Here is a 25,020-nt window from a genome sequence, read left to right as displayed (position 1 = left end):
CGCTTGCCATGCCCGGCCAGTGGAGGACCACGCAGGAATCCACGTAGTTTCAAGGAGATGAACGTCTATGTCTGGTGGCGATATTGCCGGCCTGATCGCGGCCGGAGTGTTTGCACTGCTGGTCCTGCTGCTCGCCGTACCGATCCTCAAGCTCGGTGGTGTGTTCGACGAGGTCCGCAGCACCATCCGCTCGATCAGCGACGGCGCCACCCCGCTCATGGATGAGGTCACCGCCACCGTCTCCACCACCAACCAGCAGCTGAAGAAGGTCGACGGGATCGCCTCCAACGTCTCAGACGCCTCCGCCAACATCTCGGCGCTGTCCTCGCTGGTCGCCGCGACCGTCGGCTCGCCGCTGATCAAGGTTGCCGCCTTCAGCTACGGTGTGCGGTCCGCCTTCTCAGCCCGCAAGAAGCCCGCCACCGGCCGCCGTAGCCGCTGACCAAACCGATCACGCTGACAGGATCTGACATGAACAGAATCATCTGGATGGGCATCGGCGTCGCGATCGGTGTCATCGCTTTCCGCAAGCTCACCGAGGCGCAGTCGACCCTTGGCCCCGAAGGCCTGAACCGTGCCGTCGGCCGGCTCGCCGACGGCGTGTACGACTTCGCCGACGCCGTCCGCGTCGGGATGCTCGAGCGGGAAACCGAACTCCGCACCGCCCTCGGGGTGGACGCCAGCGCAGACGGCGCCGTCACCGGCCGGGATGCGCTCCGGCGCTAGCCGGGGGAGAATGGGAAACAACGGCGCCCCGCGGGGCGCCTGCCGGAACCAGGCCGGCGCATCAAAGAATTTTCCGAAGGCTGGCAGCACGGCGCCCCGCGCCCACATGTTGGCACACACCGCTGGCAGAAACCGGTGGCAGGCAACCAGCCCGGAACCAACTACGCAGTGCATATTGAAGGGTAAGTAACCAGGTTATGAAGTCGCAGGAGATCACCAAGCGCTGGATCGACTTTTTTGTCAGCAAGGGCCACACCGCCGTGCCCTCCGCCTCCCTGGTCTCCAGCGACCCCTCCCTGCTGTTCACCGTGGCCGGCATGGTCCCCTTCATCCCGTACCTCACCGCGCGTGAGGAAGCCCCCTACTCCCGCGCCACCAGCGTGCAGAAGTGCATCCGCACCGGCGACATCGAAGAGGTCGGCAAGACCGCGCGGCACGGCACGTTCTTCCAGATGTGCGGCAACTTCTCCTTCGGCGACTACTTCAAGGAAGACGCCATCAACTTCGCCTGGGAACTGCTCACCACGAGCGTCGACGACGGCGGCTACGGCCTGCCGCCCGAGCGCCTCTGGGTCACCGTCTACGAAGAGGACGACGAGGCCAAGGAACTCTGGCTCAAGAACACCGGCGTCCCGGCCGAGCGGATCCAGCGGATGGGCAAGGCGGACAACTACTGGTCCACCGGCCAGCCCGGCCCGGCCGGCCCCTGCTCCGAGATCTACTACGACCGCGGCCCGGCCTACGGCATCGAGGGCGGCCCGCTGGCCGACGAGACCCGGTACATCGAAATCTGGAACCTCGTCTTCATGCAGTACCAGATCGACAACGTCCGCTCCAAGGTGGACTTCGACATCACCGGCGAACTGCCGAAGAAGAACATCGACACCGGCCTCGGCATGGAACGCCTCGCAATGATCCTGCAGGGCGTCGAGAACATGTACGAGACGGACCAGGTCCGTCCGGTGATCGACAAGGCCGCCGCGCTCTCCGGCAAGGAATACACCTCCGCGGAAACCCCGGCGGACCCCCACCACACGGACGACGTCAGGATGCGCGTGGTGGCAGACCACATCCGCTCTGCCCTGATGCTGATCGCCGACGGCGTCACCCCCTCCAACGAGGGCCGCGGCTACGTGCTGCGCCGCCTGATCCGCCGGGCGGTGCGCTCGATGCGGCTCCTCGGCGTCGAAAAGGCCTGCCTGCCCGAGCTGCTGCCCGCCTCCCGCGACGCCATGAAGGGTGTCTACCCGATCGTGGAGACCGACTTCGACCGGATCAGCCGGATCGCCTACGCCGAGGAGAAGGCGTTCCTGCGCACCATCGCCTCCGGCACCGCGCGGCTCGAGGACGCCGTGAAGGAATCCAAGGCCGCCGGCCAGCCGCTCTCCGGCGCCGACGCCTTCGCGCTGCACGACACCTACGGCTTCCCGATCGACCTCACCCTTGAAATGGCCGAGGAAGCCGGGCTCAAGGTCGACGAGCCGGAGTTCCGCAAACTCATGCTGGAACAGCGCCAGCGCGCCCAGGCGGACGCCAAGGGCAAGAAGGGCGCCCACGCGGACCTCAGCGCCTTCCAGGAGCTGCTGGCCGCGGGGGAGACCGTCTTCACCGGCTACACCGAGCTTGCCGGCGAATCCAAGGTGCGCGGCATCCTGGCCGGCGGCCGGAAGGTCTCGCAGGCCTCCACCGGCGAGGAAATCGAACTGGTCCTGGCCGAGACCCCGTTCTACGCCGAAGCCGGCGGCCAGGCCGCCGACACCGGGCTGATCACCGGAGACGGCTTCGTCGTCGAGGTCCTTGACGTGCAGCGGCCCATCAAGGGCCTGAGCGTGCACAAGGCAATCGTCCGCGAGGGCGAAATCGGAGCCGACTCACTGGTCCAGGCCGCCGTGGACCGGGAACGCCGCCACGCCGCCGAGCAGGCGCACACCGGTACGCACATCGTGCACGCGGCCCTGCACCAGATCCTCGGCCCGGAGGCTACGCAGCGCGGTTCGTTCAACAAGGCCGGCTACCTCCGCTTCGACTTCGCCTGGGGTGAGGGCCTCAGCGCCGCCACCCGCTCCGAGATCGAAGAAGTGTCCAACATCGCCATCCGGAACAACTTCCAGGTGCAGACCAAGGTCATGGGCCTGGCCGAAGCGAAGGCCCTCGGCGCCATGGCGCTGTTCGGCGAGAACTACGGCAACGAGGTCCGCGTCGTGGAGATCGACGGCGCCTGGTCCCGTGAGCTTTGTGGCGGAACGCACGTGTCCAACACCTCGCTGATCGGCAGCCTGTCGCTGCTCGGCGAACAGTCCGTTGGTTCGGGAAACCGCCGCGTGGAGGCCTTCGTCGGCATGGACGCGTTCCGGCACCTCGCTGCTGAACGCGCCCTGGTCACCGAACTCACCGAGATGCTCAAGGTTCCTTCCGGCCTGCTCACCGAGCGGATCGCCAGCACCCTGAACAAGCTGAAGACGGCGGAAAAGGAACTCGAGCGGCTCCGCAAGGAACAGCTCACGGCTGCCGCAGCGCAGTTGGTAGGCACCGCCAAGGACGCCGCCGGCGTCAAGGTGATCGCCCACGATGCCGGCCTGGTCAGCGGGGCCGACGACCTTCGCGGCCTCGCCCTTGACCTCCGGACCCGGCTGGGCTCCGAGCCGGCCGCCGTCGCGGTCGCCGGCGTCAGCAACGACCGCCCGGTCATCCTGATCGCCACCAACGAGGCTGCCCGGTCCGCCGGCGTCAAGGCCGGTGCGCTGGTCCGCCTCGCCGCCGGTATCCTCGGCGGCGGCGGCGGCGGCAAGGACGACGTTGCACAGGGCGGCGGCACCGACGCTTCCAAGGTCGGCGCGGCCCTCTCCGCCGTCGTGGACGCCATTACCCGGCGCTAACCCAGGACCTTGGATGACTGAATCGGCCGTGCCCGGCGCCTACCCCCAGGGCGTGAAACTCGGGGTGGACGTCGGCACCGTCAGGGTGGGCGTCGCGGTGTGCGACCGCGACGGCATCCTGGCCACGCCCCTGCGGACGCTGGCCCGCAATGCCAAGAAGAACACCGACGTCCGGATCCTCGCGGATCTTGCCGTGGAGCTCGGAGTTGTGGAAATTTTTGTGGGCCTGCCACGCACCATGAAAGGTGAAGAGCACGCTTCCGCCCGAATGGCCACCGAATATGCAAAGCTACTGGTCAGTAAACTATTGGAGGCCGGATCCGGCGTGCCGGTGAGGTTGGTTGACGAACGGCTGAGCACCGTGTCAGCCCACCGCGACCTGCACCAAGCTGGCATGAGCAGCAGGGACCACCGTAAAGTAGTTGATCAGGTCGCGGCCGCAGGTATCCTGCAGCATGCGATCGATATGCAAAAGGCCAGGGGAACGGATGTAGGAAACCGCGTCAGCGCGGACCTCCCTCCGGGGCCACCCGGTGACGGCGCTCAGGCCGTCCCGGCAGTACACACGCATTCTGCACAACGCATTCTGCCCAAAATGGAAGGCTACAGTGAGCCCGGTCAACAATGACGACTCCTCTGGTGTTGCCAAGAGCGGCGCCGGCCGACCGCTGACGCGCAAAGAGATCAGGGCCCAGGAGAAGTTCCTGGCCACCCAGGGTCACGACGTCATCCCGCCGCAGGCCTTCGAGACGGGGCCGGAAGCTCCGGCCGTGCCGCCCGCCGACGCTTCGGCCACGGCTGATGCACCCCGTGAACCCTCCGCAGACGCCCCGGAACCCCCGGAGGCTGCGCCGACCGTGCACGAACCCGTGAACGAGAGCCCCGCCGCGCGCGTGCACGAGGATCCCGCACACGAGGATCCCGCACACGCAGCACCCATACACGCAGAACCTGTGCACGCGGAGCCGGTGCTTGAACAGCCCGGGCACGCCACACCCGAGCCGGAACAGCCTGTGCACGAGGACCCCGTGCAAGGGGAGCCGGTCCACGGCTACTCCGGTCACGACGAACCGCACCATGATCAACCGCAGCACGAGGAACCCGCGCTCGAGGAGCCGGTCCACGAGTACGCCGGCGGGATGTCCCGCGAGGAAACCCTGCGCCGGGCCGACGCGCTGCAGTACGGCCACGGCCTTCACGACGGGGCGGATTTCCACCCGGCCTACGCGGACCAGCCCGACGATGAGGCCCACCATGTCTACGACGACGAGCCCGGCCACGACCTGATGGCCGGCGCCGCCAGCATTCCCACCGCCAAGGGCCCCTCCAAGAAGGTCCGCCGGCGCCGCCGCTTCCTCGCCCTCGTCCTGACGCTGGCCGTGTTCGTGGTCGCAATCGTGGTCGGCGCGCAGGTCATCAAGCCCCTGCTCGGCGGCGACAAGGTCGCCGACTACCCGGGCCCGGGAACCGGCTCGGTGACGATTACCGTTCCGCCGGGTGCCGGACCCCGGTCCGTGGCGGCGGAGATGGAATCCAAAAAGGTCATTGCGAACGCCGATTCCTTCGTCAAGCAGTTCGCCGCCTCGGGCGGCGCCCTGAGCCCGGGAACATTCACGATGCGCAACGAAATGAACAACTCCGATGCCGTGGCCGTCCTGTTGAACAAGGGCCAGGAAAAGGTCATGTACGTTGCCCTGAGCGCCGGTTTGAGGATCAGCGAATCGCTGCAGGCCATATCCGAGGGCACCGGAATCCCGGTGGCGGAGCTCAAGGCACTCAGCGACTCCCCGAAGCAGTTCGGTGTGCCGTCCAAGGCCAAGAACCTCGAAGGGTTCCTGTTCCCGGGCGAGTACCGCTTCCCGCTGGGTACGTCCGGGAAGGACGTACTGCAGAAACTGGTCGGCAGCACGCTGGAGGAACTCAAGTCACAGGGCGTGACCGATCCGGCCAAGCAGTACGACGCCATCACGGTCGCGAGCATCGTGCAGGCCGAAGGTGGCCAGGCGGAATACGGAGACGTCGCCGGCGCGATCTACAACCGGCTCAAGCCCAACAACACCGAGACGAACGGCCTGATCCAGTCCGACGCCACGGTGACCTACGGGCTGGGCATCCGGAGCTTCCACATCGACGAGGACCAGAAGGCCGACAAGTCGAACAAATACAACACGTACGCCAACGCCGGCCTGCCGGCGGGCCCGATCGGTTCGCCTGGCAAGCGGGCTATCGACGCGGCCGCCAAGCCGAAGAAGAACGACTACCTCTACTGGGTCACCATCAACCTGGACACCAAGGAGACGAAGTTCTCCAAGACCCTGGCCGAGCACAACGGCTACGTGGCCAAGTACAACGCCTGGTGCGAGGCCAATCCCGGACGTTGCGTGTGACGCTGCGGGCCGCCGTCCTCGGGCATCCCATCAGCCACTCAAAGTCGCCGGCCCTGCATCGCGCCGCCTACGCCAAGATCGGCGTGGAAGTGGCCTATGACGCCGTCGACGTCACCGAGGAGGCCCTCCCGGCCTTCATGGCGGGCGTACGCGGGGACGAAGGCTGGCGCGGGCTGTCGGTGACCATGCCGCTCAAGGCCGCGATGGCCGCCGAGGTGGACGAGGTCCGCGGCGTCGCCCGGCAGTTGGGCGTCATCAACACCGTGGCCTTTGAGCGGCCGGGCGCTGCCGCCGGTGCGCCGGTCCGCCTGGTGGGGTACAACACCGACGTCGCCGGGATCGTCAACGCCGTCCGCTACGCCGGCGTGGCCGCTGAGCCGTCCGCCGTCATCCTCGGCGGCGGCGGAACCGCCGCGGCCGCCATTGCCGCGCTGAAGGAGCTCGGCGCCCCGGATGCTGCCGTTTACGTCCGGGACGTCGGCCGCGCCGTCGAAGCCCGGGCAGCGGCCGCCGCCGTCGGACTTCCGCTGCAGGTGCTGCCGCTGACGGCTGCAGCGCCCGCAGTCGCAGCAGCGGACATCGTGATCTCCACCCTGCCGCCCCGCGCCGCTGACGGCCTCGCGGAGGAACTCGCCGCAGCATTGGACGCGAAGGGCGGCACAGTCGCCGGGGTGCTCCTCGACGTGGCCTACGACCCGTGGCCGAGCCGAATCGCCGCGGCCTGGGCGGACGCGGGCGGTCGGGTGGTCCCCGGCCTGGAAATGCTGCTGTACCAGGCGGTGGAGCAGGTCCGCCATTTCACCGGCCTCCAAGGACCCGTGCCGGAGGAGGTCATAGATGTGATGTGTGACGCAGTCGGGGTACCCCGACGGGTGTTCTAAGTGCCTTGCATGGCAGGATGGATTCTATGTTGCGTTGGTTGACTGCCGGAGAATCCCATGGTCCGGCCCTGGTCGGAATTATCGAAGGCGTCCCCGCAGGTGTTGAACTCACCAGCGACCGGATCGTCGAAGCGCTGGCCCGCCGGCGCCTCGGTTACGGCCGCGGCGCCCGGATGAAGTTCGAACAGGACGCGGTGACGGTCCTGGGCGGTGTGCGCCATGGCCTGACCCAGGGCGGCCCCGTCGCTATCCAGGTCGGCAACACCGAGTGGCCCAAATGGGAGCAGATCATGTCTGCGGACCCGGTGGACCCCGAGGCCCTCGCGGACCAGGCCCGCAACGCACCGCTGACCCGGCCTCGGCCGGGCCACGCCGACTTCACCGGCATGCAGAAGTACGGCTTTGACGAGGCCCGCCCGGTCCTGGAGCGCGCCAGCGCCCGGGAGACCGCCACCCGCGTGGCCCTGGGCGCCGTCGCTTCCGCGTTCCTCAATCAGCTCGGCATCGAACTCGTCTCCCACACGGTGTCCATTGCCAGCGTTTCCGTCCCGGAGGGCCGGCCGCTGCCGCTGCCGGACAACGTGCTGGCCCTCGACGCCGACCCGCTGCGCTGTTTCGACCGCGAGACCTCGGACGCCATGGTCGCGGAGGTGGACATGGCGCACAAGGAAGGCGAAACCCTCGGCGGCGTCGTCGAAGTCCTCGCCTACGGCCTGCCCCCCGGATTGGGCAGCTACGTCCACTGGGACCGGCGCCTCGACTCGCGCCTCGCTGCCGCCCTAATGGGCATCCAGGCAATCAAGGGCGTGGAGGTCGGCGACGGCTTCCTCACCGCTGCGCGCCGCGGCTCGGCTGCCCACGATGAAATCGTCAAGGACGCCGACGGCAGGATCATCCGCACGTCCAACCGGGCCGGCGGCATCGAAGGCGGCATGAGCATCGGCGACGTGCTCCGCGTCCGCGCCGCCATGAAGCCGATCGCGACGGTGCCGCGCGCGCTCAAGACTGTCGACATCAGCACCGGCGAGGCCGCCAAGGCACACCACCAGCGCTCGGACGTCTGTGCGGTCCCGGCCGCCGGCGTGGTGGCGGAGGCCATGGTGGCGCTGGTCCTCGCCGAAGCGGTCACGGAAAAGTTCGGCGGCGACTCCGTGCAGGAGACCGCCCGCAACATCAAGGGTTACCTGGACAACATTCCGGCGTCCCTGGACTCGATCGGGCACTAGTGCCGGGTCGTCACGCAGCGCGTAAGTCACTGGACCGCCCGGTCGCCCTGATCGGCCCGATGGCGGTCGGCAAGTCCGCTATCGGGCAGCAGCTCGCCCAGCAGCTCGGCGCCCGCTTCGTCGACACCGACGTCGAAGTGGTCGCCCAGCACGGCACCATCGCGGACATTTTCGCCTGCCGCGGCGAAAACGCGTTCCGCGAACTGGAAGCCCGGGCCGTCGCCAAGGCGATCGAGGAGGCCGCAGGCACCAACACCGTCATCTCCCTCGGCGGCGGGGCTGTGCTGGACTCCGGAACGCAGCAGCTGCTGGCCAGCTGCACCGTGGTCTACCTCGAATGCGATGCCGACACCGTCTCCGAGCGGATTGCCCGGAACTCCGGGCGTCCCCTCCTGGCAGGCGACGCGATGGAACGCTGGCGGACGCTGTTCGCCACCCGCCAGCCGGTCTATGAACGCCTCGCGGACCTGACCCTCGATGTCCGGAGCGGTTCCGTCCAGGAGCTCGCGCGCCGGCTTGAAGATGCGCTGGAGCAGCTCGCCGCCGCCCCAACCGCGGCAACGCGCACCCCCGCAGCCACAAGGAAAGTTGAAAAGTGAGCACCGAATCAACCGTCATCAAAGTCACCGGACACGCTCCGGCGGAGAACTACGACGTCGTCGTCGGCCGCGGATTGCTGGCTAAGCTGCCCGGGCTGCTGGGGGAGCGCGTCAAGCGCGTCCTCGTCGTCCACCCGCGCGCCCTGCGGCTCACCGGTGACGCCGTCCGCGAGGAGCTCGCCACCGCCGGCTTCACGGCGCTGACGGCCGAAATTCCGGACGCCGAAGAAGGCAAGCACATCGAGGTGGCGTCGTTCTGCTGGCAGGTGCTGGGCCAGAACGACTTCACCCGCTCGGACGCAATCGTCGCCGTCGGCGGGGGAGCGGTGACCGACCTCGCCGGCTTCGTCGCGGCGACCTGGCTGCGCGGCGTGAAGGTCATCCACATGCCCACGAGCCTGCTCGGCATGGTGGACGCCGCCGTCGGCGGCAAGACCGGCATCAATACCGCCGAGGGGAAGAACCTGGTGGGCGTCTTCCACCCGCCGGCGGGCGTCCTCGCCGACCTGGACACGCTGGACACGCTGCCGAAGAACGAGATGATCTCCGGCATGGCCGAGGTCATCAAGTGCGGCTTCATCGCCGACCCGGCCATCCTCGACCTGATTGAAAAGGACCCCGCCGCGGTCTCGGACCCGCGCTCCGAAACCGTGCGCGAACTGATCGAACGCGCCATCGCGGTCAAGGCCCGGGTCGTCTCCGAGGACCTGAAGGAAACCGGACAGCGCGAGATCCTCAACTACGGCCACACCCTGGGCCACGCGATTGAACTCGCCGAACGCTACTCCTGGCGGCACGGCGCCGCCGTCTCGGTGGGCATGATGTTCGCCGCGGAACTGGCCCGCAGCGTCGGCCGGCTCAGCGACGCCGACGCCGACCGGCATCGGAGCATCCTGGAGAGCCTCGGTCTGCCCATCACCTACCGGCGCGACCGCTGGCAGGCGTTGCTGGACGGCATGCGGCGGGACAAGAAGTCCCGCGGCGACCTGCTGCGCTTCGTGGTGCTCGACGGCGTCGGGCGCCCGGGCATCCTGGACGTGCCGGACACCTCGCTGCTCTTCGCGGCGTACCAGGAAATCGCGTCCTGATGATCAGCGACAGCGGTGGCACGAGCGAGTGGCCCGACGGCGGGTTCCCCGGCATCCGGATCAACCCGGAAACCCTCATGCCGCAGGTGGTCAACGGGGAAGCCTGCGCCGCGGCGCTGGCGGCCTCAACGGACGCCACGGACCTGATCTTCGTGCGCCTCGTGGAAGGGCACCCGGGCGAGGCCGCCGAGCTGCTCGCCGAGGCCCGGTACAAGGACCCGGATTCGTTCCGGCTGCGGATGTTCGAGGCGGAAGTCCTGCGGGTGTCGCACCGCTTCGACCGCGCCGTAGAGCTTTACCGCCAGCTCCTCGCCGAAGCCCAGGGCACTCCTGACGAGGCCGTGGTCCGGCAGCACCTTGGCCGGTCCTACTTCGCCGCCGGCAACATCGCGGCCGCCGTCGAGTCCTTCGCCAAGGCGCTGGACCTGCGGGTGGCGGGCTCGGCTGATGCCGCGCTGATCTACTCCTCGACCGTGGCGCTGCAGCGCGCCCGGGACGTGCTGGACCTGGCCTGCTAGGGGCCGTTCCTGGCCCGTCCGGCAGCGCACCGGCAAAACCGGTAGAATGGTTTTTGGATTTTTGATAAATACGCGCTGGCGGGCCGGATCGGCATGCCTGCCTGGCATAAGCGGCTGGCGGCTAGAACCAGTCAACAAAGAAACCTGAGGATACTGTGGCAACCACTAACGACATCAAGAACGGAACCGTGCTGAAGCTTGAGGGCCAGCTTTGGAACATCATCGAGTTCCAGCACGTCAAGCCCGGCAAGGGCGGCGCTTTCGTCCGCACCAAGATGCGCAACGTGATGTCCGGCAAGGTCGTCGACAAGACCTTCAACGCCGGGCTCAAGATCGAGACCGCCACGGTTGACCGCCGCGACTACCAGTACCTGTACCAGGACGGGGCCGACTTCGTGTTCATGGACACCTCGGACTTCGACCAGCTCACCGTGTCCGCCGCTACCGTCGGCGACGCCACCAACTTCATGCTCGAGAACCAGATGGTCAACATCGCCATCCACGAGGGCAACCCGCTTTACATCGAACTGCCGCCGAGCGTCGTGCTGGAAATCACCTACACCGAGCCGGGCCTGCAGGGCGACCGCTCCTCGGCCGGCACCAAGCCCGCGACCCTCGAGACCGGCTACGAGATCCAGGTGCCGCTGTTCGTCGAGAACAACACCAAGGTCAAGGTCGACACCCGCGACGGCAGCTACCTTGGCCGGGTCAACGACTAGTGAGTGCACGCGGTAAGGCCCGTAACCGGGCCCTGGATGTTCTCTTCGAGGCGGAGCAGCGCTCCGTCTCCGCATTCGATGTGCTGCGTTCCCGTCGTGAACAGACGGATCAGATCATCAACCCCTACACCCTGGAAATCGTTGAGGGGGTCGTGTCCCACCAGGCCGCGATCGACGAATTCCTCGAAACCTACTCGCAGGGCTGGTCGCTGGAGCGGATGCCCTCGGTTGACCGCATCATTCTGCGGATCGGGACCTGGGAACTGCTCTACAACGACGACGTTCCCGACGGCGTCGCCGTGAGCGAGGCCGTGGCGCTGGCCAAGACGCTCTCCACGGACGAGTCGCCGTCGTTTATCAACGGCCTGCTGGGCCGCCTGCAGCAGCTGAAGCCCTCGCTGCTGGCCTGATGGCCGTTCCATAAGGGCCGGTGCCCGCCCCACGGCGGACACCGGCCCTTGGCGTATCCCGGCCCGCTTTCCCTCTAGGCTTGCCCTCCGGGGGTTAGCGCAGGACGGCGTCGCGCAAGGCCAGGATCTCGCCGAGCTGGTGCTGTTCGTCAAGCTGATGCGCCGCCACGTCCCGGCCGCTGAGGATCCGCTGCCGGATGATGGCCAGCCGGGTGGCGGCCTGCAGGAAAGCCTTCATCTGCGGGGCCCGGCCGATCGTCCTGGCCCAGCGCAGGGCCGAGCGGCGCCCGGCGGGAGTCGCCAGCATGGCCACCTCCTGGCCGGTGAACCAGCCGGCCGCCGCGTACTCCTGCAGCCGTTGGCGGGTCAGCCGGCGTTCCGCCACGCGCAGCAGCACCACGACCAGGACGGCGAGCAGGAAGATCGGCACCTGGACCAGGATGTACTGCGCCAGGAAATTCTGGCCCATTGAGTTCCAGCCGCTATGCAGCAACATGGCGGGGACCAGGCCCACCGGGAAGGCGAGCAGCGTCAGGCCGGAGTGCCAGCGCCGCGCCGCGAAGCCCAGGATGAGCCCGGTCGTGCCGGTGAAAATGGCATGCGCGAACGGGGACATCACGCCGCGCAGGAAGAACACGACCGCCAGGTCCGTGCCCGGAGTGCTGGACTCGGCGATGGCCCGGCCGAAGTACAGGATGTTCTCGGTGAAAGCGAAACCGCCGGCAACCGTGAACGCAAAGACGACGCCGTCGACCGGACCGTCGAATTGTTTGCGCGCGAAGAGCAGGAGCAGCAAGAGACCGAGTGACTTCGCGAATTCCTCCACCACCGGGGCCTGTACCGTGACGGCGAACGTCCGGTAGTCCAGCCCGGACGCGGGACCCGCGGCGAGCGAGAAGAACGGTTGGATCAGCATCGTCACGGCAATCGAAACGAGCGCGCCCCACGCGAACGCGAAGAACAGCAGCCGTTTCGGTTCGGGCTCCCAGCGGTCAATGTAGCGGACGGCCAGCAGGACCGAGCTGAGCGGCAGCAGCGACGCGATGAAGCCCACGACGAAGCCGCCCGGCCCGGTGTTCTCCAGCACGAACGGCAGCACCAGGAACAGGCTCACAAAGGCGAGAACCGCGCCGCCCAGCACGAGGGCCGCCATACCCGCAGAGGCCCGCGCACGGGGTGCCGCGGCGTAGGCTGCCGGCAGTACCGGATGGCGCTGCGCCGGAGCCTGCGCTGACGTCTGCGCCGGCAGCGGTGCCTGCCCGAAGCCCGGCGCCGGACGGTAGTTCTCCGGCTGGACCTGGCCCATCCAGCTTGGGTTCGCCTGCTGCGGCTGCCGGGTCGCTCCGGGCGGCTGCCGGGCGGGGGGAGGATCGAAGCTCGTCATGCCATGAGCCTAAGCCGCGCGCCGCCGGGCGGCCCAATACGGCCCGTGCCGGTGTGACGCACGCCGCCTGCTCCGGGGCCGGGAGGCGGCGGCCCGTGTGGTAATTTGAAAGAGCAAATGATCCTTTTTTAATTCCGTCCCGTGAGGCGGGGAAAGGGGAGACGAGCGTTGACTTCTGTTCCAGAAGCACCGGTTCCGGCCAAGGTCCAGCTCAGCAGGGTTGTCCTCAACCAGGCTGACATCGACCGTGCACTCACTCGTATCGCCCATGAAATTCTTGAGTCCAACAAGGGCTCCCAGGACCTGGTCCTGCTGGGCATCCCGCGGCGGGGCTATCCGCTCGCCGTCCGGCTCGCCGCCAAGATTGCCGCCGCCGATCCCAACGTGGACCCGGCCGCGATCGTGGGCCAGTTGGACGTCACCATGTTCCGCGACGACCTCTCGCACCAGCCGACCCGGCCCCCGTACCCCACCCAGTTGCCCCGCACCGGGATCGACAACAAGGTAGTGGTGCTGATCGACGACGTCCTCTACTCCGGCCGTACCATCCGCGCCGCGCTGGACGCGATCATCGACCTGGGCCGTCCCCGGATCGTCCGGCTGGCCGTCCTGATCGACCGCGGCCACCGGGAGCTGCCCATCCGCGCCGACCACGTCGGCAAGAACCTCCCCACCTCCTCCGCGGAGAAGGTCCGCGTCCGGCTGGAAGAAACCGACTCAACCGACGGCGAAGCCGTGAACGAAGTTGTTATCGAGGCCACCGCATGAAGCACCTGCTCTCCACCGAAGACCTCAGCTACGCCAACGCCATCCGCATCCTCGACACCGCCGAAGAGATGGCCGCGGTGGGGGAGCGCGAGGTCAAGAAGCTGCCGGCGCTGCGCGGCCGCACCGTGGTCAACCTTTTCTTCGAGGACTCCACCCGCACCCGCATCTCCTTCGAAGCAGCCGCCAAACGGCTCTCCGCGGACGTCATCAACTTCGCCGCGAAGGGTTCCTCCGTCTCCAAGGGCGAATCCCTCAAGGACACCGCCCAGACGCTCGCCGCCATGGGCGCCGACGCCGTCGTCATCCGGCACTGGGCCTCCGGCGCCCCGCACCGGCTGGCGGCGACCGACTGGATCGACGCCGCCGTCATCAACGCCGGCGACGGCACCCACGAGCACCCCACCCAGGCGCTGCTGGACGCCTTCACCATGCGCCGGCACTGGTCGCAGCTCGCCGGCAGCCCGTCCGCCGGCGCGGACCTGAAAGGCATGCGCGTCGCGATCGCCGGCGACGTGCTGCACTCCCGCGTGGCCCGTTCCAACGTCTGGCTGCTGCGCACCCTGGGGGCGGAAGTCACCCTCGTGGCCCCGCCCACGCTGCTTCCCATCGGCGTCGAAGAGTGGCCCTGCACGGTCAGCTACGACCTCGACGAGACCCTCGCCCGGGGCGTTGACGCGATGATGATGCTGCGCGTACAGGGCGAGCGGATGAACGCCTCGTTCTTCCCGACCACCCGCGAGTACTCACGGCGCTGGGGCTTCGACGACAACCGCCTCCGCGCCCTCGACAGCCTGGGCCTGAAGGACACGATCATCATGCACCCCGGTCCGATGAACCGCGGGCTGGAAATTTCCTCGGCCGCCGCCGACTCGCCCCGCTCCACCGTGCTGGCACAGGTGCGCAACGGCGTGTCGATCCGGATGGCCGCACTGTACCTGCTGCTCTCCGGGGACACCCGCGAACCAGCAACCTCCACTGCCGCCTATTCCAAGGAGAGCCACTGATGGCATCACAGCAACAGGACACAGGCAGCACCGGCGCCTACCTCATCCGGGGAGCCTCGATCCTCGGCGGGGCCGCTGAAGACCTGCTGATCCGCGACGGCGTCATCGCAGCCCGCGGCCTGGACCTCGACGCCGGGAACGCAACAGTCATCGATGCCACCGGCCTCGTCGCCCTGCCCGGCATGGTGGACATCCACACCCACCTGCGCGAGCCCGGCCGCGAGGACGCCGAAACGGTCGAGACCGGCACCCGCGCCGCAGCCCTGGGCGGATACACCGCCGTGCACGCGATGGCCAACAGCACGCCCGTGGCGGACACCGCCGGTGTCGTCGAGCAGGTCCTCACCCTGGGCCGCACGGCCGGCTGGGTGGACGTCCGCCCGGTCGGTGCCGTCACCGTCGGCCTGGCCGGCGAGCAGCTCGCCGAGCTCGGCGCCATGGCCGACTCCCGCGCCCGGGTCCGGGTCTTTTCCGACGACGGCATCTGCGTCAGCGACCCAGTGCTGATGCGCCGTGCCCTCGAATACGTCAAGGCGTTCGACGGCGTCGTCGCCCAGCACGCGCAGGAGCCCCGCCTCACCGCGGGAGCGCAGATGAACGAGGGCGTCGTCTCCGCGGTCCTTGGCCTCACCGGCTGGCCCGCCGTCGCCGAGGAGAGCATCATCGCCCGCGACGTCCTGCTCGCCCAGCACGTCGGATCCCGGCTGCACGTCTGCCATGTCTCCACCGCGGGCTCGGTGGAAATCGTGCGCTGGGCCAAATCACGCGGCATCAACGTCACTGCCGAGGTCACGCCGCACCACCTGTGGCTGACCGACGAGCTGGTCCGGAGCTACGACCCGGTCTACAAGGTCAACCCGCCGCTGCGCACCGACGAGGACGTCCAGGCCCTGCGCGCCGCCCTGGCGGACGGCACGATCGACGTCGTCGGCACCGACCACGCCCCGCACCCGAGCGAACACAAGGAATGCGAATGGGCGCAGGCCGCGATGGGCATGACCGGGCTGGAAACCGCCCTGTCGGTGGTGCAGCACACCATGATCGAGACCGGGCTGATGACGTGGGCCGACTTCGCCCGCGTGACCTCCACCACGCCTGCCGCGATCGGCCGGCTGGAGGACCAGGGCCGGCCGCTGGAGACCGGTGAACCCGCCAACGTCATACTCGTGGACCCGGCTGCGCGCTGGACCGTGGACCCTTCTAAGATGGCAACCATGGGCCGTAACTCTCCGTTTGCCGGCCGGGAACTCCCGGGCAAGGTGGTGGCCACCTTCTTCAAGGGTCATCCGACCGTCCTGGACGGGGAACTCAACACCCCGTACCGGTGGCTCCCCGACAGCACAGACGTCTCGGACACGGCGGTCCGCCCCTGATGGTCAAGGAACTCTCCCTGCTCTTCACGCTGGTCCTGATCGGCGTCGCGCTGGTCCTGATCTGGATCGGCTGGCGCAATCGGCTGCGACGCCAGGCCGACGTCGATCCGCTCCCGGCCGTTCCCGCCGAGCTGGGCGGAACGCTGGCAGCCGCCGAGGGCCAGTACGTCGCCTCCACCACCGCCGGCGACTGGCTGGACCGGATCGCCGTCCACCAGTTGGGCCTGCGCACCAACGCCGAACTCAGCGTCCACCCCGAAGGCGTGTTGTTCGACCGCTCCGGCGCCGCCCCCGTGTTCATCCCGGCCGCCAGCCTCACCGGCGTCCGGCAGGAAAGCGGCATGGCCGGGAAGTTCGTCGAAAAGGACGGTCTTCTGGTGCTCAGCTGGATGCTCGGCGCCAAGGAGCTGGACACCGGCTTCCGCACCCGACGGGCCGAGGACAAGGCCCTGCTCCTGTCCACCCTCCAAGATTTGATCTCCGCAGCCCCTCAGGCAGAAGCCGATAGTGGAAAGTAACGACGTGACAGACTCCCACGCAGTGTCAGAGACAGCAGTGTCAGAAGCAGCAGTGTCAGGAACAGAAGTGTCAGCAACAGAAGTGATTGAAGAAACAGTGACAGCAAACGACTCTGCACCCGCTGCAGCAGCCTCCACGCCCGCCGTGCTCGTGCTCGAAGACGGCCGGATCTTCCGCGGCCGCAGCTACGGTGCCACCGGCACCGCGTTGGGCGAGGCGGTCTTCGCGACCGGCATGACCGGCTACCAGGAAACCATCACCGACCCGTCCTACGCCCGCCAGCTGGTGGTGCAGACCGCGCCGCACATCGGCAACACCGGTGTGAACAAGGACGACGCCGAATCCCGCCGCATCTGGGTGGCCGGCTACATCGTCCGCGACGCCGCACGCCGCGCGTCGAACTGGCGCTCGGAGCGCAGCCTCGACGAGGAACTCGTCGACCAGGGCATCGTGGGAATCCAGGGCGTCGACACCCGCGCCATCACCCGGCACCTGCGCGAACACAAGACCATGCGCGCCGGGATTTTCTCCGGCGAGGCCGCCGGCGCCACGGACAAGGAGCTGGTGGACACCGTGCTGGCCAGCGCGCCGATGGAAGGCTCCCGGCTGGCTGAGGAAGTCAGCGTCGACGAGGCGTACACCGTCGAGCCCGCCGACTGGGGCTGGGAGGGCGAGCCGCGGTTCAGCATCGCCGCGATCGACCTTGGCATCAAGCGCATGACCCCGATCCGCTTCGCCGAACGCGGCGTCCGGGTCCACGTCCTGCCGGCCACCGCCACGCTCGAAGACGTCAAAGCCGTCAACCCCGACGGCGTCTTCATGTCCAACGGCCCCGGCGACCCCGCCACCGCCGACAGCCAGGTAAACCTGCTGCGCTCCGTGCTGGACGCCAAGCTGCCCTACTTCGGCATCTGCTTCGGCAACCAGATCCTGGGCCGCGCCCTCGGCTTCGGCACCTACAAGCTCCGCTACGGCCACCGCGGCATCAACCAGCCCGTGATGGACCGCCGCACCGGCAAGGTCGAAATCACCTCGCAGAACCACGGCTTCGCCGTCGACGCCCCGCTCGAGGGCGCCACCCAGGCTCCGGAGGAGCGCTTCGGCCGCGTCGAGGTCAGCCACGTCAGCCTCAACGACGACGTCGTCGAGGGCCTGTACTGCCTCGACATTCCCGCCTTCTCGGTCCAGTACCACCCCGAGGCGGCTTCCGGCCCGCACGACGCCGCCTACCTCTTCGACCGCTTCATCGAGCTGATGGCGGACACCAAGAACGCCGACACCAAGACTGCCGACACCAAGACTGCCACCGACTCCAAGACTGAGGACAAGAAGTAATGCCCAAGAGAACTGACCTTAAGAGCGTCCTGGTCATCGGTTCCGGCCCGATCGTCATCGGCCAGGCGGCCGAATTCGACTACTCCGGCACCCAGGCACTGCGCGTCCTCAAGGAGGAAGGCCTGCGCGTCATCCTCGTCAACTCCAACCCGGCCACGATCATGACCGACCCGGAGTTCGCCGACGCCACGTACATCGAGCCGATCACGCCCGAGGTGGTCGAGAAGATCATCGCCAAGGAACGCCCGGACGCACTGCTGCCCACCCTGGGCGGCCAGACCGCACTGAACACGGCGATCGCCCTGGACAAGAACGGTGTGCTGGAGAAGTACAACGTCGAGCTGATCGGCGCCAACATCGCCGCGATCGAGCTCGGTGAGGACCGCGAGAAGTTCAAGGGCGTCGTGGAGCGCTGCGGCGCCGAGTCCGCGCGCAGCCACATCATCCACAGCATGGACGAGGCCCTCACCGCGGCCCAGGACCTGGGCTACCCGATGGTGGTCCGGCCCTCCTTCACGATGGGCGGCCTCGGCTCCGGCCTGGCCTACAACGAGCAGGACCTGCGCCGGATCGTCGGCCAGGGCCTGCAGTACAGCCCCACGTCCGAGGTGCTGCTCGAAGAGAGCATCCTCGGGTGGAAGGAATACGAACTCGAGATGATGCGGGACAAGAACGACAACGTCGTAGTGGTCTGCTCCATCGAGAACTTCGACCCGGTGGGCGTGCACACCGGCGACTCCATCACCGTCGCCCCGGCGCTGACCCTGACGGACCGTGAGTACCAGCGGCTGCGCGACATCTCGATCGCCGTCATCCGCGAAGTCGGCGTCGACACCGGAGGCTGCAACATCCAGTTCGCCGTCGAGCCGGACACCGGCCGCGTCGTGGTGATCGAGATGAACCCCCGCGTCTCCCGCTCCTCGGCCCTGGCCTCCAAGGCCACCGGCTTCGCGATCGCCAAGATCGCCACCAAGCTCTCGCTCGGCTACACCCTGGACGAGATCCCGAACGACATCACGCAGAAGACGCCGGCCTCCTTCGAGCCGACCCTCGACTACGTTGTCGTCAAGGTCCCGCGCTTCGCCTTCGAGAAGTTCCCCGCCGCGGACTCCACGCTGACCACCACCATGAAGTCGGTGGGCGAGGCCATGGCCATGGGCCGGAACTTCACCGAGGCGCTGCAGAAGGCGCTGCGGTCCCTGGAACAGAAGGGCTCCCAGCTGGACTTCAGCCCGGTCCCGGAATGGGAAGTCCCGGAACTGATCGAGAAGGCCAAGCGCCCCAGCACCGAACGCCTGCACCAGGTCCAGCGCGCGCTGCTCGGCGGCGCCACCCTGGAACAGCTGTTCGAGGCCACCAAGATCGACCCTTGGTACCTGGACCAGCTCCAGCTGCTGAACGAGATCTCGCAGGAAATCCGCCACTCCACCGCCCTGACCCAGGAGATGCTGCAGCGCGCCAAGCGGCACGGCTTCTCCGACGCGCAGATCGGGGCCCTGACGCACAACTCCGAGGACGTCGTCCGCGGCGTCCGGCAGGCCCTCGGCATCCGCCCGGTCTACAAGACCGTGGACACCTGCGCCGCGGAGTTCGCCGCGTACACGCCGTACCACTACTCGTCCTACGACGAGGAGGACGAGGTGGCGCTGCACGCCAAGCCGTCCATCATCATCCTCGGCTCCGGGCCGAACCGGATCGGCCAGGGCATCGAGTTTGACTACTCCTGCGTGCATGCCTCGATGGCGCTGCGCAAGGCCGGTTACGAGACCGTGATGGTCAACTGCAACCCGGAGACTGTCTCCACCGACTACGACGTCTCCACCCGGCTCTACTTCGAGCCGCTCACCCTCGAGGACGTCCTCGAGGTCATTGCAGCCGAAGAGCGGACCGGCGGTGTGATGGGCGTGTTCGTCCAGCTCGGCGGCCAGACCCCGCTCAAGCTCGCCCAGCAGCTCGCCGACGCCGGCGTGCCGATCCTCGGCACCTCCCCGGAGGCCATCGACCTGGCCGAGCACCGCGGCGCCTTCTCCCGAGTGCTTGATGAGGCCGGGCTGATCTCCCCGAAGAACGGCACCGCCGTCTCCTTCGAGGACGCCAAGAAGATCGCCGACGAGATCGGCTACCCGGTCCTGGTCCGCCCGTCCTACGTGCTCGGCGGCCGCGGCATGGAGATCGTCTACGACGAAGCGAACCTCTCCCGCTACATCGCCAACGCCACCGAAATCACCCCGGACCACCCGGTGCTGATTGACCGCTTCCTCGAGGACGCCGTCGAGATCGACGTCGACGCCCTCTACGACGGGAAGGACATGTACCTCGGCGGCATCATGGAACACATCGAGGAAGCTGGAATCCACTCCGGCGACTCCGCCTGCGTGCTGCCCCCGATCACCCTGGGCAACAACGTGATCGACCGGGTCCGGACCGCCACACGGGCCATCGCCGAGGGCGTCGGCGTCCGCGGCCTGATCAACATCCAGTTTGCCCTCGCCTCCGACGTGCTCTACGTGCTCGAGGCCAACCCGCGCGCCTCCCGCACCGTGCCCTTCGTCTCCAAGGCGACGGGTGTGCAGATGGCCAAGGCGGCAGCACTGATCGGCACCGGCGTCACCATCAACCAGCTCCGCACTGCCTACAAAATGCTGCCGGAATCCGGCGACGGCTCCACGCTGCCGCTGGACGCCCCGGTGGCGGTCAAGGAAGCGGTGCTGCCGTTCAGCCGCTTCCGCACCCTTGAGGGCAAGGTGGTGGACTCCCTGCTTGGCCCGGAAATGCGCTCCACCGGCGAGGTCATGGGCATCGACAAGCACTTCGACACGGCCTTCGCCAAGAGCCAGGCCGCGGCCAACAACGCGCTGCCCACCGAGGGCAAGGTCTTCGTCTCGGTCGCCAACCGGGACAAGCGCGCCGTCATCATGGCCGTCAAGCGCCTTTCCGACCTCGGCTTCGAGATCGTCTCCACCGGCGGCACCGCCGACGTGCTGCGGCGCAACGGCCTGCAGGCCACCACGGTCCGCAAGGTCGCCGAGGGCTCCAGCGCCGAGGGTGAAGGCACCATCGCGGACCTGATCATCGCCGGGGAAATCGACATGGTCTTCAACACCCCGTCCGGCGGCGAAGCCCGCGGCGACGGCTACGAAATCCGTGCCGCGGCCACTTCGATCGGCATCCCGTGCATCACCACGGTGGCCGAGTTCAACGCCGCCGTCCAGGCCATTGAGGCGATGCGGACCTACGAGTGGTCCGTTACCAGCCTGCAGGAGCACGCCGCGGCCCTGGCTGCTTCACAGGAGCGGGTCGCGCAGGAAGCGAAAGCGCATGCCTGAGGCTGCCACAGCTGAGACGTCCGGCCGGGAGTCCTTTGGCTCCCGGCTCGGCCGGGCCATGGCGGAGCGCGGCCCGCTCTGCGTGGGCATCGACCCGCATCCGGCGCTGTTGGAGCGCTGGGGCCTGAACGACGACGTCGCCGGGCTGGAGCGCTTCTCGCTCACAGTGCTCGAGGCCGTGGCCCCGCTCGCTGCCGCGGTGAAACCGCAGGTGGCGCTGTATGAACGCCACGGCTCGGCCGGGATGGCTGTGCTGGAACGAACCCTGGCAGGGTGCGCGGAGGCGGGCGTGCTCAGCATCGCCGACGCCAAGCGCGGCGACATCGGCTCCACCATGGCCGCCTACGCCGACGCCTGGCTGCGGGACGGCTCGGCCCTGGCCGCGGACTCGGTGACGTTGAGMCCCTACCTCGGCTTCGAATCGCTCCGGCCGGCGCTTGACCTCGCGGCGGAGTCCGGGCGCGGCGTCTTCGTCCTGGCGCTGACGTCCAACCCGGAGGGCGCCTCCGTGCAGCATGTCGGTGGCGCGGACTCGGTGGCGCGGCGGATTGCCCGGGCCGCCGCCGCGGAGAACCGGCGGTACGGTGTTGAGCAGGGCGACGGGAAACTGGGCTCCGTCGGACTCGTCGTGGGCGCGACCGTTGGCTCCGCGCTGGCGGACCTTGACCTGGACCTGGCGGCGGTACGCGGCCCGATCCTGGCGCCGGGGCTGGGCGCGCAGGGGGCCACGGCCGCCGATCTGCGGAGCACCTTCGGCAGCGCTTACGGTCAGGTGCTTGGCACCTCAAGCCGGGACATCCTCGGCGCCGGGCCGCAGCCTGCAGGGCTCCGGGACGCCGCGCAGCGCACGCTCGACGAACTCCGCGCAGCCTAGGCCTTCCCGGCTCGGCGGAAAACCGCCCGCGGGGCCGGCCCCGGGTTTGCTGCGTCGGTTGGTCACAGAAGGCCGCTGTGGCGACAGCATTGCGGCCGTCTGTGGCGAACGGAGGCGCTGCCGTCCCGCCAGCCTGTCCGCCAGGCCCCGCAGCCACACCTCCGGCGTGCTGGGCCCGGGCTGGAGCCCCACGTCCGCCGCCTGGCTCGAATGGCGTCGGCCGCAGGTTTAGCGCCGGACGCGATCCATTGCTTTCCGGCGACTTCAGACTGTAAGTTCAGGACAAGTCCGCGGTACCGGCCGGGGCGCTGTCTGCGGCCCGTCTCACGGTCACGTCTGACCAGGACGTTTGCGTGGGCCGTTTGCGTGGGCCCGGCTGACAATGCAGGGAGGACCTCAGTGAGCTTGCGACCCCTCACGCCGCAGGAGCGTGCCGACGCCCTGCACAAGGCCGCCGCGGCCAGGCTGGCCCGGGCGGCCGCGAAGGAGCGGCTGAAGTCGGGGGAACTGTCGATCGCGGAACTGCTCAGCGCGGGGGAGACGGACGAAGCGATCGCCCGGATGCGGGTCGTGGAGCTGCTGGAAGCGCTGCCGGGAATCGGGCGCGTACGGGCCGCGGCGATCATGGACCGGTTCGGCATCGCAGCCTCCCGGCGGGTTCGTGGCCTGGGAATCCACCAGCGCCGGGCGCTGGTAGATTTTATAGACGAGAAATAGCTTGGCCCGCCGAGCTTCCACCACCGCCCAAAGGAATACGTGAGCAAGAAACCCGGACTGACAGTCCTCGCCGGTCCGACGGCTGTCGGCAAAGGCACCGTGTCCACCTATATTCGGGACAACTATCCCGAGGTCTGGCTTTCAGTGTCGGCAACCACCCGCCCGCCGCGGCCCGGTGAGATCGATGGTGTGCATTACTACTTCAAGTCCAAGGAAGAGTTTGATGCCCTCATCGCGGCAGGGGAACTCCTGGAGTGGGCTGTGGTGCACGGACAAAATACTTACGGCACCCTCAAGAGCACTGTAGACGCGGCGATTGCTGAGGGTCGCTCGGTGCTTTTGGAGATTGACCTGCAGGGCGCACGCCAGGTGAAGCAGGCCGTCCCGGACGCGCAATTCGTCTTCCTCGCCCCGCCAAGCTGGGAAGAATTGGTGCGCCGCCTGGTGGGCCGCGGCACTGAATCCGCCGAGGAACAGCAGCGACGGCTGGAAACCGGTAAAGTAGAACTAGCCGCTGAACCGGAGTTCGATCACACAGTCATCAATGATGACGTACGTCGGGCAGCGGATGAGCTTGTTTCACTCATGGGGCTAACGCCGCACCCGCACTAACCGCAGGGTCGGATTGGCCCGTTAGAATTTGGAGAATTCGTGTCCACGAACCTTGAAGGCATCATCAACCCGCCGATCGACGAGCTGCTGAAGGCTGCCGATTCGAAGTACGGACTGGTGATTTTCGGTGCCAAGCGCGCCCGGCAGATCAACGCCTACTACGCCCAGCTGCACGAGGGCCTGTTCGAGTACGTCGGCCCGCTGGTCGACACCAAGCTGAACGAAAAGTCGCTTTCCATCGCCCTGCGCGAAATCAACGAAGGCAAGCTCGTTTCCACGCCGATCGAAGCCGCCGCAGAGTAATATCTCTGCTGCCTGACGGAGGTCACGTGCGCATAGTCCTCGGAGTCGGGGGAGGGATTGCCGCCTACAAGGTGGCGTCGCTCCTCCGGCTTTTTACTGAAGCCGGCCATGACGTCACCGTCATTCCCACCGAGGCCGCCACCCGGTTCGTCGGCGTGGCCACCTGGGAGGCCCTTTCCGGGCACCCGGTGAGCAACAGCGTCTTCGACGAGGTGCACACCGTCAACCATGTCCGGCTCGGCCACGAGGCTGAGCTGATCGTGGTGGCACCGGCCACGGCGGACCTGCTGGCCCGCGCCGCCACCGGCCAGGCCAACGACCTGCTAACCAACACGCTGCTGATGGCCGGCGGGCCGGTGCTGATGGCCCCGGCCATGCACACCGAAATGTGGCGGCACCCGGCTACCCAGGCCAACGTCGAAACCCTGCGCAGCCGTGGCATCACCGTGCTCGAACCCGCCACCGGCCGGCTGACCGGGGCGGATTCCGGCCCGGGCCGGCTGCCCGAACCCGAGGCAATCTTCGCTGCCGCGCTGGCCCTGGCCGGCGCTCCGGCCGCGCCCAACACCCCCGGCCTGTCGACGTCGGACGCGGCCCTTCCAGCCGCCGCAGCCAGGCCGCTGGCCGGACTCACTGTCACCATCAGCGCCGGCGGCACCCGCGAACCCCTGGACCCGGTCCGCTTCCTCGGCAACCGTTCCTCCGGCAAACAGGGCGTGGCGCTGGCCGTCGCCGCCCGCGAGGCCGGCGCCCGCGTTCGGCTGCTGGCAGCCCACATGGACGTCCCGGCCCCCGACGGCGTCGAGGTGGTGCAGGTTGAGACCGCACTGGAACTGCGCAAGGCGGCCCTGCACGCCGCCGCCGATTCCGACGTCGTCATCATGGCCGCCGCGGTGGCGGACTTCCGCCCGGCGGATGTCTCCGGAACCAAAATCAAGAAGCGCGACGACGTCGCCGATCCCGTGATTTCGTTGGTCCGCAACCCGGACATACTCCGGGAACTCGTCGAGGTCCGTGATGCTGCGTCCCGCAACCAGCTGATCGTGGGTTTCGCTGCCGAAACCGGCGACGCCGACGGGGACGTCCTCGAATACGCGCAGGCCAAGCTGCGCCGCAAGGCCTGCGACCTGCTGGTGGTCAATCAGGTGGGCCAGAACCAGGTCTTTGGCCAGGACAGCAACGCCGTAGTCATCCTTTCGCGGTCCGGCTCCGAACCCCAAGAGGCGTCGGGTTCCAAATCCGACGTCGCGGCTGCCCTCATTGACCGCATCAGCGCCGAGCTAAGCCGGGTTGTCCCGCCCGCATAAGCGCTGGCGTAATCAAGGTCTCCTTAGCAGGGGGACACACGCCGCCGGACGTCCGTTTCCCAACCAGT

At 68.0% G+C, this 25,020-nt stretch carries 24 protein-coding genes; 23 read left to right on the top strand and 1 reads right to left on the bottom strand.

The window, feature by feature from the left end; all coding sequences use genetic code 11:
- Window positions 1-67: 67 nt before the first annotated feature.
- The 12 genes from AC1DGE_RS01845 to nusB all read left to right on the top strand — a co-directional run bounded on the left by AC1DGE_RS01845 (window position 68) and on the right by nusB (window position 11,430).
- On the top strand, window positions 68-442 hold the full coding sequence (locus AC1DGE_RS01845) for a DUF948 domain-containing protein (protein ID WP_175321020.1): 375 nt from the start codon (window positions 68-70) through the stop codon (window positions 440-442).
- Between the two features lie 29 nt (window positions 443-471).
- Entirely contained in the window at window positions 472-726 is a 255-nt protein-coding gene (locus AC1DGE_RS01840) for a DUF6167 family protein (RefSeq protein WP_441417704.1), read from the top strand.
- Window positions 727-923: 197 nt separating this feature from the next.
- Window positions 924-3,602, top strand: a complete 2,679-nt coding sequence (gene alaS / locus AC1DGE_RS01835) for an alanine--tRNA ligase (protein ID WP_476916778.1) — start codon at window positions 924-926, stop codon at window positions 3,600-3,602.
- 13 nt (window positions 3,603-3,615) lie between these two features.
- On the top strand, window positions 3,616-4,230 hold the full coding sequence (gene ruvX / locus AC1DGE_RS01830) for a Holliday junction resolvase RuvX (RefSeq protein WP_476916777.1): 615 nt from the start codon (window positions 3,616-3,618) through the stop codon (window positions 4,228-4,230).
- The gene (gene mltG / locus AC1DGE_RS01825; RefSeq protein ID WP_476916776.1) at window positions 4,211-5,989 is read left to right on the top strand and encodes an endolytic transglycosylase MltG; all 1,779 of its coding nucleotides are present in this window, start codon (window positions 4,211-4,213) and stop codon (window positions 5,987-5,989) included. Before ruvX ends, mltG begins: the two co-directional genes overlap by 20 nt.
- Window positions 5,986-6,870 (top strand): shikimate dehydrogenase, encoded by an 885-nt coding sequence (locus tag AC1DGE_RS01820; RefSeq protein WP_476916887.1) that lies wholly within the window; start codon window positions 5,986-5,988, stop codon window positions 6,868-6,870. The genes mltG and AC1DGE_RS01820 overlap by 4 nt, the downstream gene beginning before the upstream one ends.
- Window positions 6,871-6,896: 26 nt before the next feature.
- Window positions 6,897-8,096, top strand: a complete 1,200-nt coding sequence (gene aroC, locus AC1DGE_RS01815; protein WP_441417708.1) for a chorismate synthase — start codon at window positions 6,897-6,899, stop codon at window positions 8,094-8,096.
- Window positions 8,096-8,695, top strand: a complete 600-nt coding sequence (locus AC1DGE_RS01810; RefSeq protein WP_476916775.1) for a shikimate kinase — start codon at window positions 8,096-8,098, stop codon at window positions 8,693-8,695. The genes aroC and AC1DGE_RS01810 overlap by 1 nt, the downstream gene beginning before the upstream one ends.
- Window positions 8,692-9,783: a 3-dehydroquinate synthase gene (gene aroB, locus AC1DGE_RS01805; protein ID WP_476916774.1), complete on the top strand. Its 1,092-nt coding sequence runs from the start codon at window positions 8,692-8,694 to the stop codon at window positions 9,781-9,783. Before AC1DGE_RS01810 ends, aroB begins: the two co-directional genes overlap by 4 nt.
- Window positions 9,783-10,301, top strand: coding sequence for a tetratricopeptide repeat protein (locus AC1DGE_RS01800; RefSeq protein ID WP_476908790.1), 519 nt, complete (start codon window positions 9,783-9,785; stop codon window positions 10,299-10,301). Before aroB ends, AC1DGE_RS01800 begins: the two co-directional genes overlap by 1 nt.
- 155 nt (window positions 10,302-10,456) lie before the next feature.
- A complete protein-coding gene (efp, locus tag AC1DGE_RS01795) occupies window positions 10,457-11,020 on the top strand; it encodes an elongation factor P (protein WP_018773146.1) in 564 nt (187 codons plus the stop codon).
- Complete coding sequence (nusB, locus tag AC1DGE_RS01790; protein ID WP_441417711.1) at window positions 11,020-11,430, top strand: transcription antitermination factor NusB; 411 nt, start codon at window positions 11,020-11,022, stop codon at window positions 11,428-11,430. The genes efp and nusB overlap by 1 nt, the downstream gene beginning before the upstream one ends.
- Before the next feature lie 94 nt (window positions 11,431-11,524).
- Here nusB and AC1DGE_RS01785 read toward each other — a convergent pair whose 3' ends face one another.
- The gene (locus AC1DGE_RS01785; RefSeq protein ID WP_476916773.1) at window positions 11,525-12,814 is read right to left on the bottom strand and encodes a PrsW family intramembrane metalloprotease; all 1,290 of its coding nucleotides are present in this window, start codon (window positions 12,812-12,814) and stop codon (window positions 11,525-11,527) included.
- 168 nt (window positions 12,815-12,982) lie between these two features.
- On the opposite strand from AC1DGE_RS01785, the gene pyrR reads away from it, so the two are divergent.
- The 11 genes from pyrR (at window position 12,983) to AC1DGE_RS01730 (ending at window position 24,952) form a co-directional block, all read left to right on the top strand.
- Window positions 12,983-13,582, top strand: a complete 600-nt coding sequence (pyrR, locus tag AC1DGE_RS01780) for a bifunctional pyr operon transcriptional regulator/uracil phosphoribosyltransferase PyrR (protein ID WP_441417713.1) — start codon at window positions 12,983-12,985, stop codon at window positions 13,580-13,582.
- Window positions 13,579-14,586, top strand: coding sequence for an aspartate carbamoyltransferase catalytic subunit (locus AC1DGE_RS01775; RefSeq protein ID WP_476892473.1), 1,008 nt, complete (start codon window positions 13,579-13,581; stop codon window positions 14,584-14,586). Before pyrR ends, AC1DGE_RS01775 begins: the two co-directional genes overlap by 4 nt.
- Window positions 14,586-15,959: a dihydroorotase gene (locus AC1DGE_RS01770; protein ID WP_476916772.1), complete on the top strand. Its 1,374-nt coding sequence runs from the start codon at window positions 14,586-14,588 to the stop codon at window positions 15,957-15,959. The genes AC1DGE_RS01775 and AC1DGE_RS01770 overlap by 1 nt, the downstream gene beginning before the upstream one ends.
- On the top strand, window positions 15,959-16,477 hold the full coding sequence (locus AC1DGE_RS01765) for a PH-like domain-containing protein (RefSeq protein ID WP_441417716.1): 519 nt from the start codon (window positions 15,959-15,961) through the stop codon (window positions 16,475-16,477). The genes AC1DGE_RS01770 and AC1DGE_RS01765 overlap by 1 nt, the downstream gene beginning before the upstream one ends.
- Window positions 16,478-16,574: 97 nt before the next feature.
- Window positions 16,575-17,813 (top strand): glutamine-hydrolyzing carbamoyl-phosphate synthase small subunit, encoded by a 1,239-nt coding sequence (gene carA / locus AC1DGE_RS01760; RefSeq protein ID WP_441417717.1) that lies wholly within the window; start codon window positions 16,575-16,577, stop codon window positions 17,811-17,813.
- Window positions 17,813-21,139: a carbamoyl-phosphate synthase large subunit gene (gene carB / locus AC1DGE_RS01755; RefSeq protein ID WP_441417718.1), complete on the top strand. Its 3,327-nt coding sequence runs from the start codon at window positions 17,813-17,815 to the stop codon at window positions 21,137-21,139. Before carA ends, carB begins: the two co-directional genes overlap by 1 nt.
- On the top strand, window positions 21,132-22,013 hold the full coding sequence (gene pyrF, locus AC1DGE_RS01750; protein ID WP_476916771.1) for an orotidine-5'-phosphate decarboxylase: 882 nt from the start codon (window positions 21,132-21,134) through the stop codon (window positions 22,011-22,013). Before carB ends, pyrF begins: the two co-directional genes overlap by 8 nt.
- Window positions 22,014-22,412: 399 nt before the next feature.
- Window positions 22,413-22,730, top strand: coding sequence for an integration host factor, actinobacterial type (gene mihF / locus AC1DGE_RS01745; protein WP_441417720.1), 318 nt, complete (start codon window positions 22,413-22,415; stop codon window positions 22,728-22,730).
- A gap of 39 nt (window positions 22,731-22,769) precedes the next feature.
- Window positions 22,770-23,342, top strand: a complete 573-nt coding sequence (gene gmk, locus AC1DGE_RS01740; RefSeq protein WP_441417721.1) for a guanylate kinase — start codon at window positions 22,770-22,772, stop codon at window positions 23,340-23,342.
- Between the two features lie 39 nt (window positions 23,343-23,381).
- Complete coding sequence (gene rpoZ / locus AC1DGE_RS01735) at window positions 23,382-23,645, top strand: DNA-directed RNA polymerase subunit omega (protein ID WP_138769242.1); 264 nt, start codon at window positions 23,382-23,384, stop codon at window positions 23,643-23,645.
- Between the two features lie 26 nt (window positions 23,646-23,671).
- Window positions 23,672-24,952 (top strand): bifunctional phosphopantothenoylcysteine decarboxylase/phosphopantothenate synthase, encoded by a 1,281-nt coding sequence (locus AC1DGE_RS01730; protein WP_476916770.1) that lies wholly within the window; start codon window positions 23,672-23,674, stop codon window positions 24,950-24,952.
- Window positions 24,953-25,020: the final 68 nt, after the last annotated feature.

Source organism: Arthrobacter sp. 05N425, from assembly GCF_056397125.1.
Note: the sequence above shows the minus strand (reverse complement) of the source record. Positions and strands in the feature narration are given on the sequence as shown.

Coding starts and splice junctions, on each gene's coding strand:
- AC1DGE_RS01845 (WP_175321020.1), top strand. CDS start 68: ATGTCTGGTGGCGATATTGCCGGCCTGATCGCGGCCGGAGTGTTTGCA.
- AC1DGE_RS01840 (WP_441417704.1), top strand. CDS start 472: ATGAACAGAATCATCTGGATGGGCATCGGCGTCGCGATCGGTGTCATC.
- alaS (WP_476916778.1), top strand. CDS start 924: ATGAAGTCGCAGGAGATCACCAAGCGCTGGATCGACTTTTTTGTCAGC.
- ruvX (WP_476916777.1), top strand. CDS start 3,616: ATGACTGAATCGGCCGTGCCCGGCGCCTACCCCCAGGGCGTGAAACTC.
- aroC (WP_441417708.1), top strand. CDS start 6,897: ATGTTGCGTTGGTTGACTGCCGGAGAATCCCATGGTCCGGCCCTGGTC.
- AC1DGE_RS01800 (WP_476908790.1), top strand. CDS start 9,783: ATGATCAGCGACAGCGGTGGCACGAGCGAGTGGCCCGACGGCGGGTTC.
- AC1DGE_RS01785 (WP_476916773.1), bottom strand. CDS start 12,814: ATGACGAGCTTCGATCCTCCCCCCGCCCGGCAGCCGCCCGGAGCGACC.
- AC1DGE_RS01775 (WP_476892473.1), top strand. CDS start 13,579: ATGAAGCACCTGCTCTCCACCGAAGACCTCAGCTACGCCAACGCCATC.
- AC1DGE_RS01770 (WP_476916772.1), top strand. CDS start 14,586: ATGGCATCACAGCAACAGGACACAGGCAGCACCGGCGCCTACCTCATC.
- AC1DGE_RS01765 (WP_441417716.1), top strand. CDS start 15,959: ATGGTCAAGGAACTCTCCCTGCTCTTCACGCTGGTCCTGATCGGCGTC.
- carB (WP_441417718.1), top strand. CDS start 17,813: ATGCCCAAGAGAACTGACCTTAAGAGCGTCCTGGTCATCGGTTCCGGC.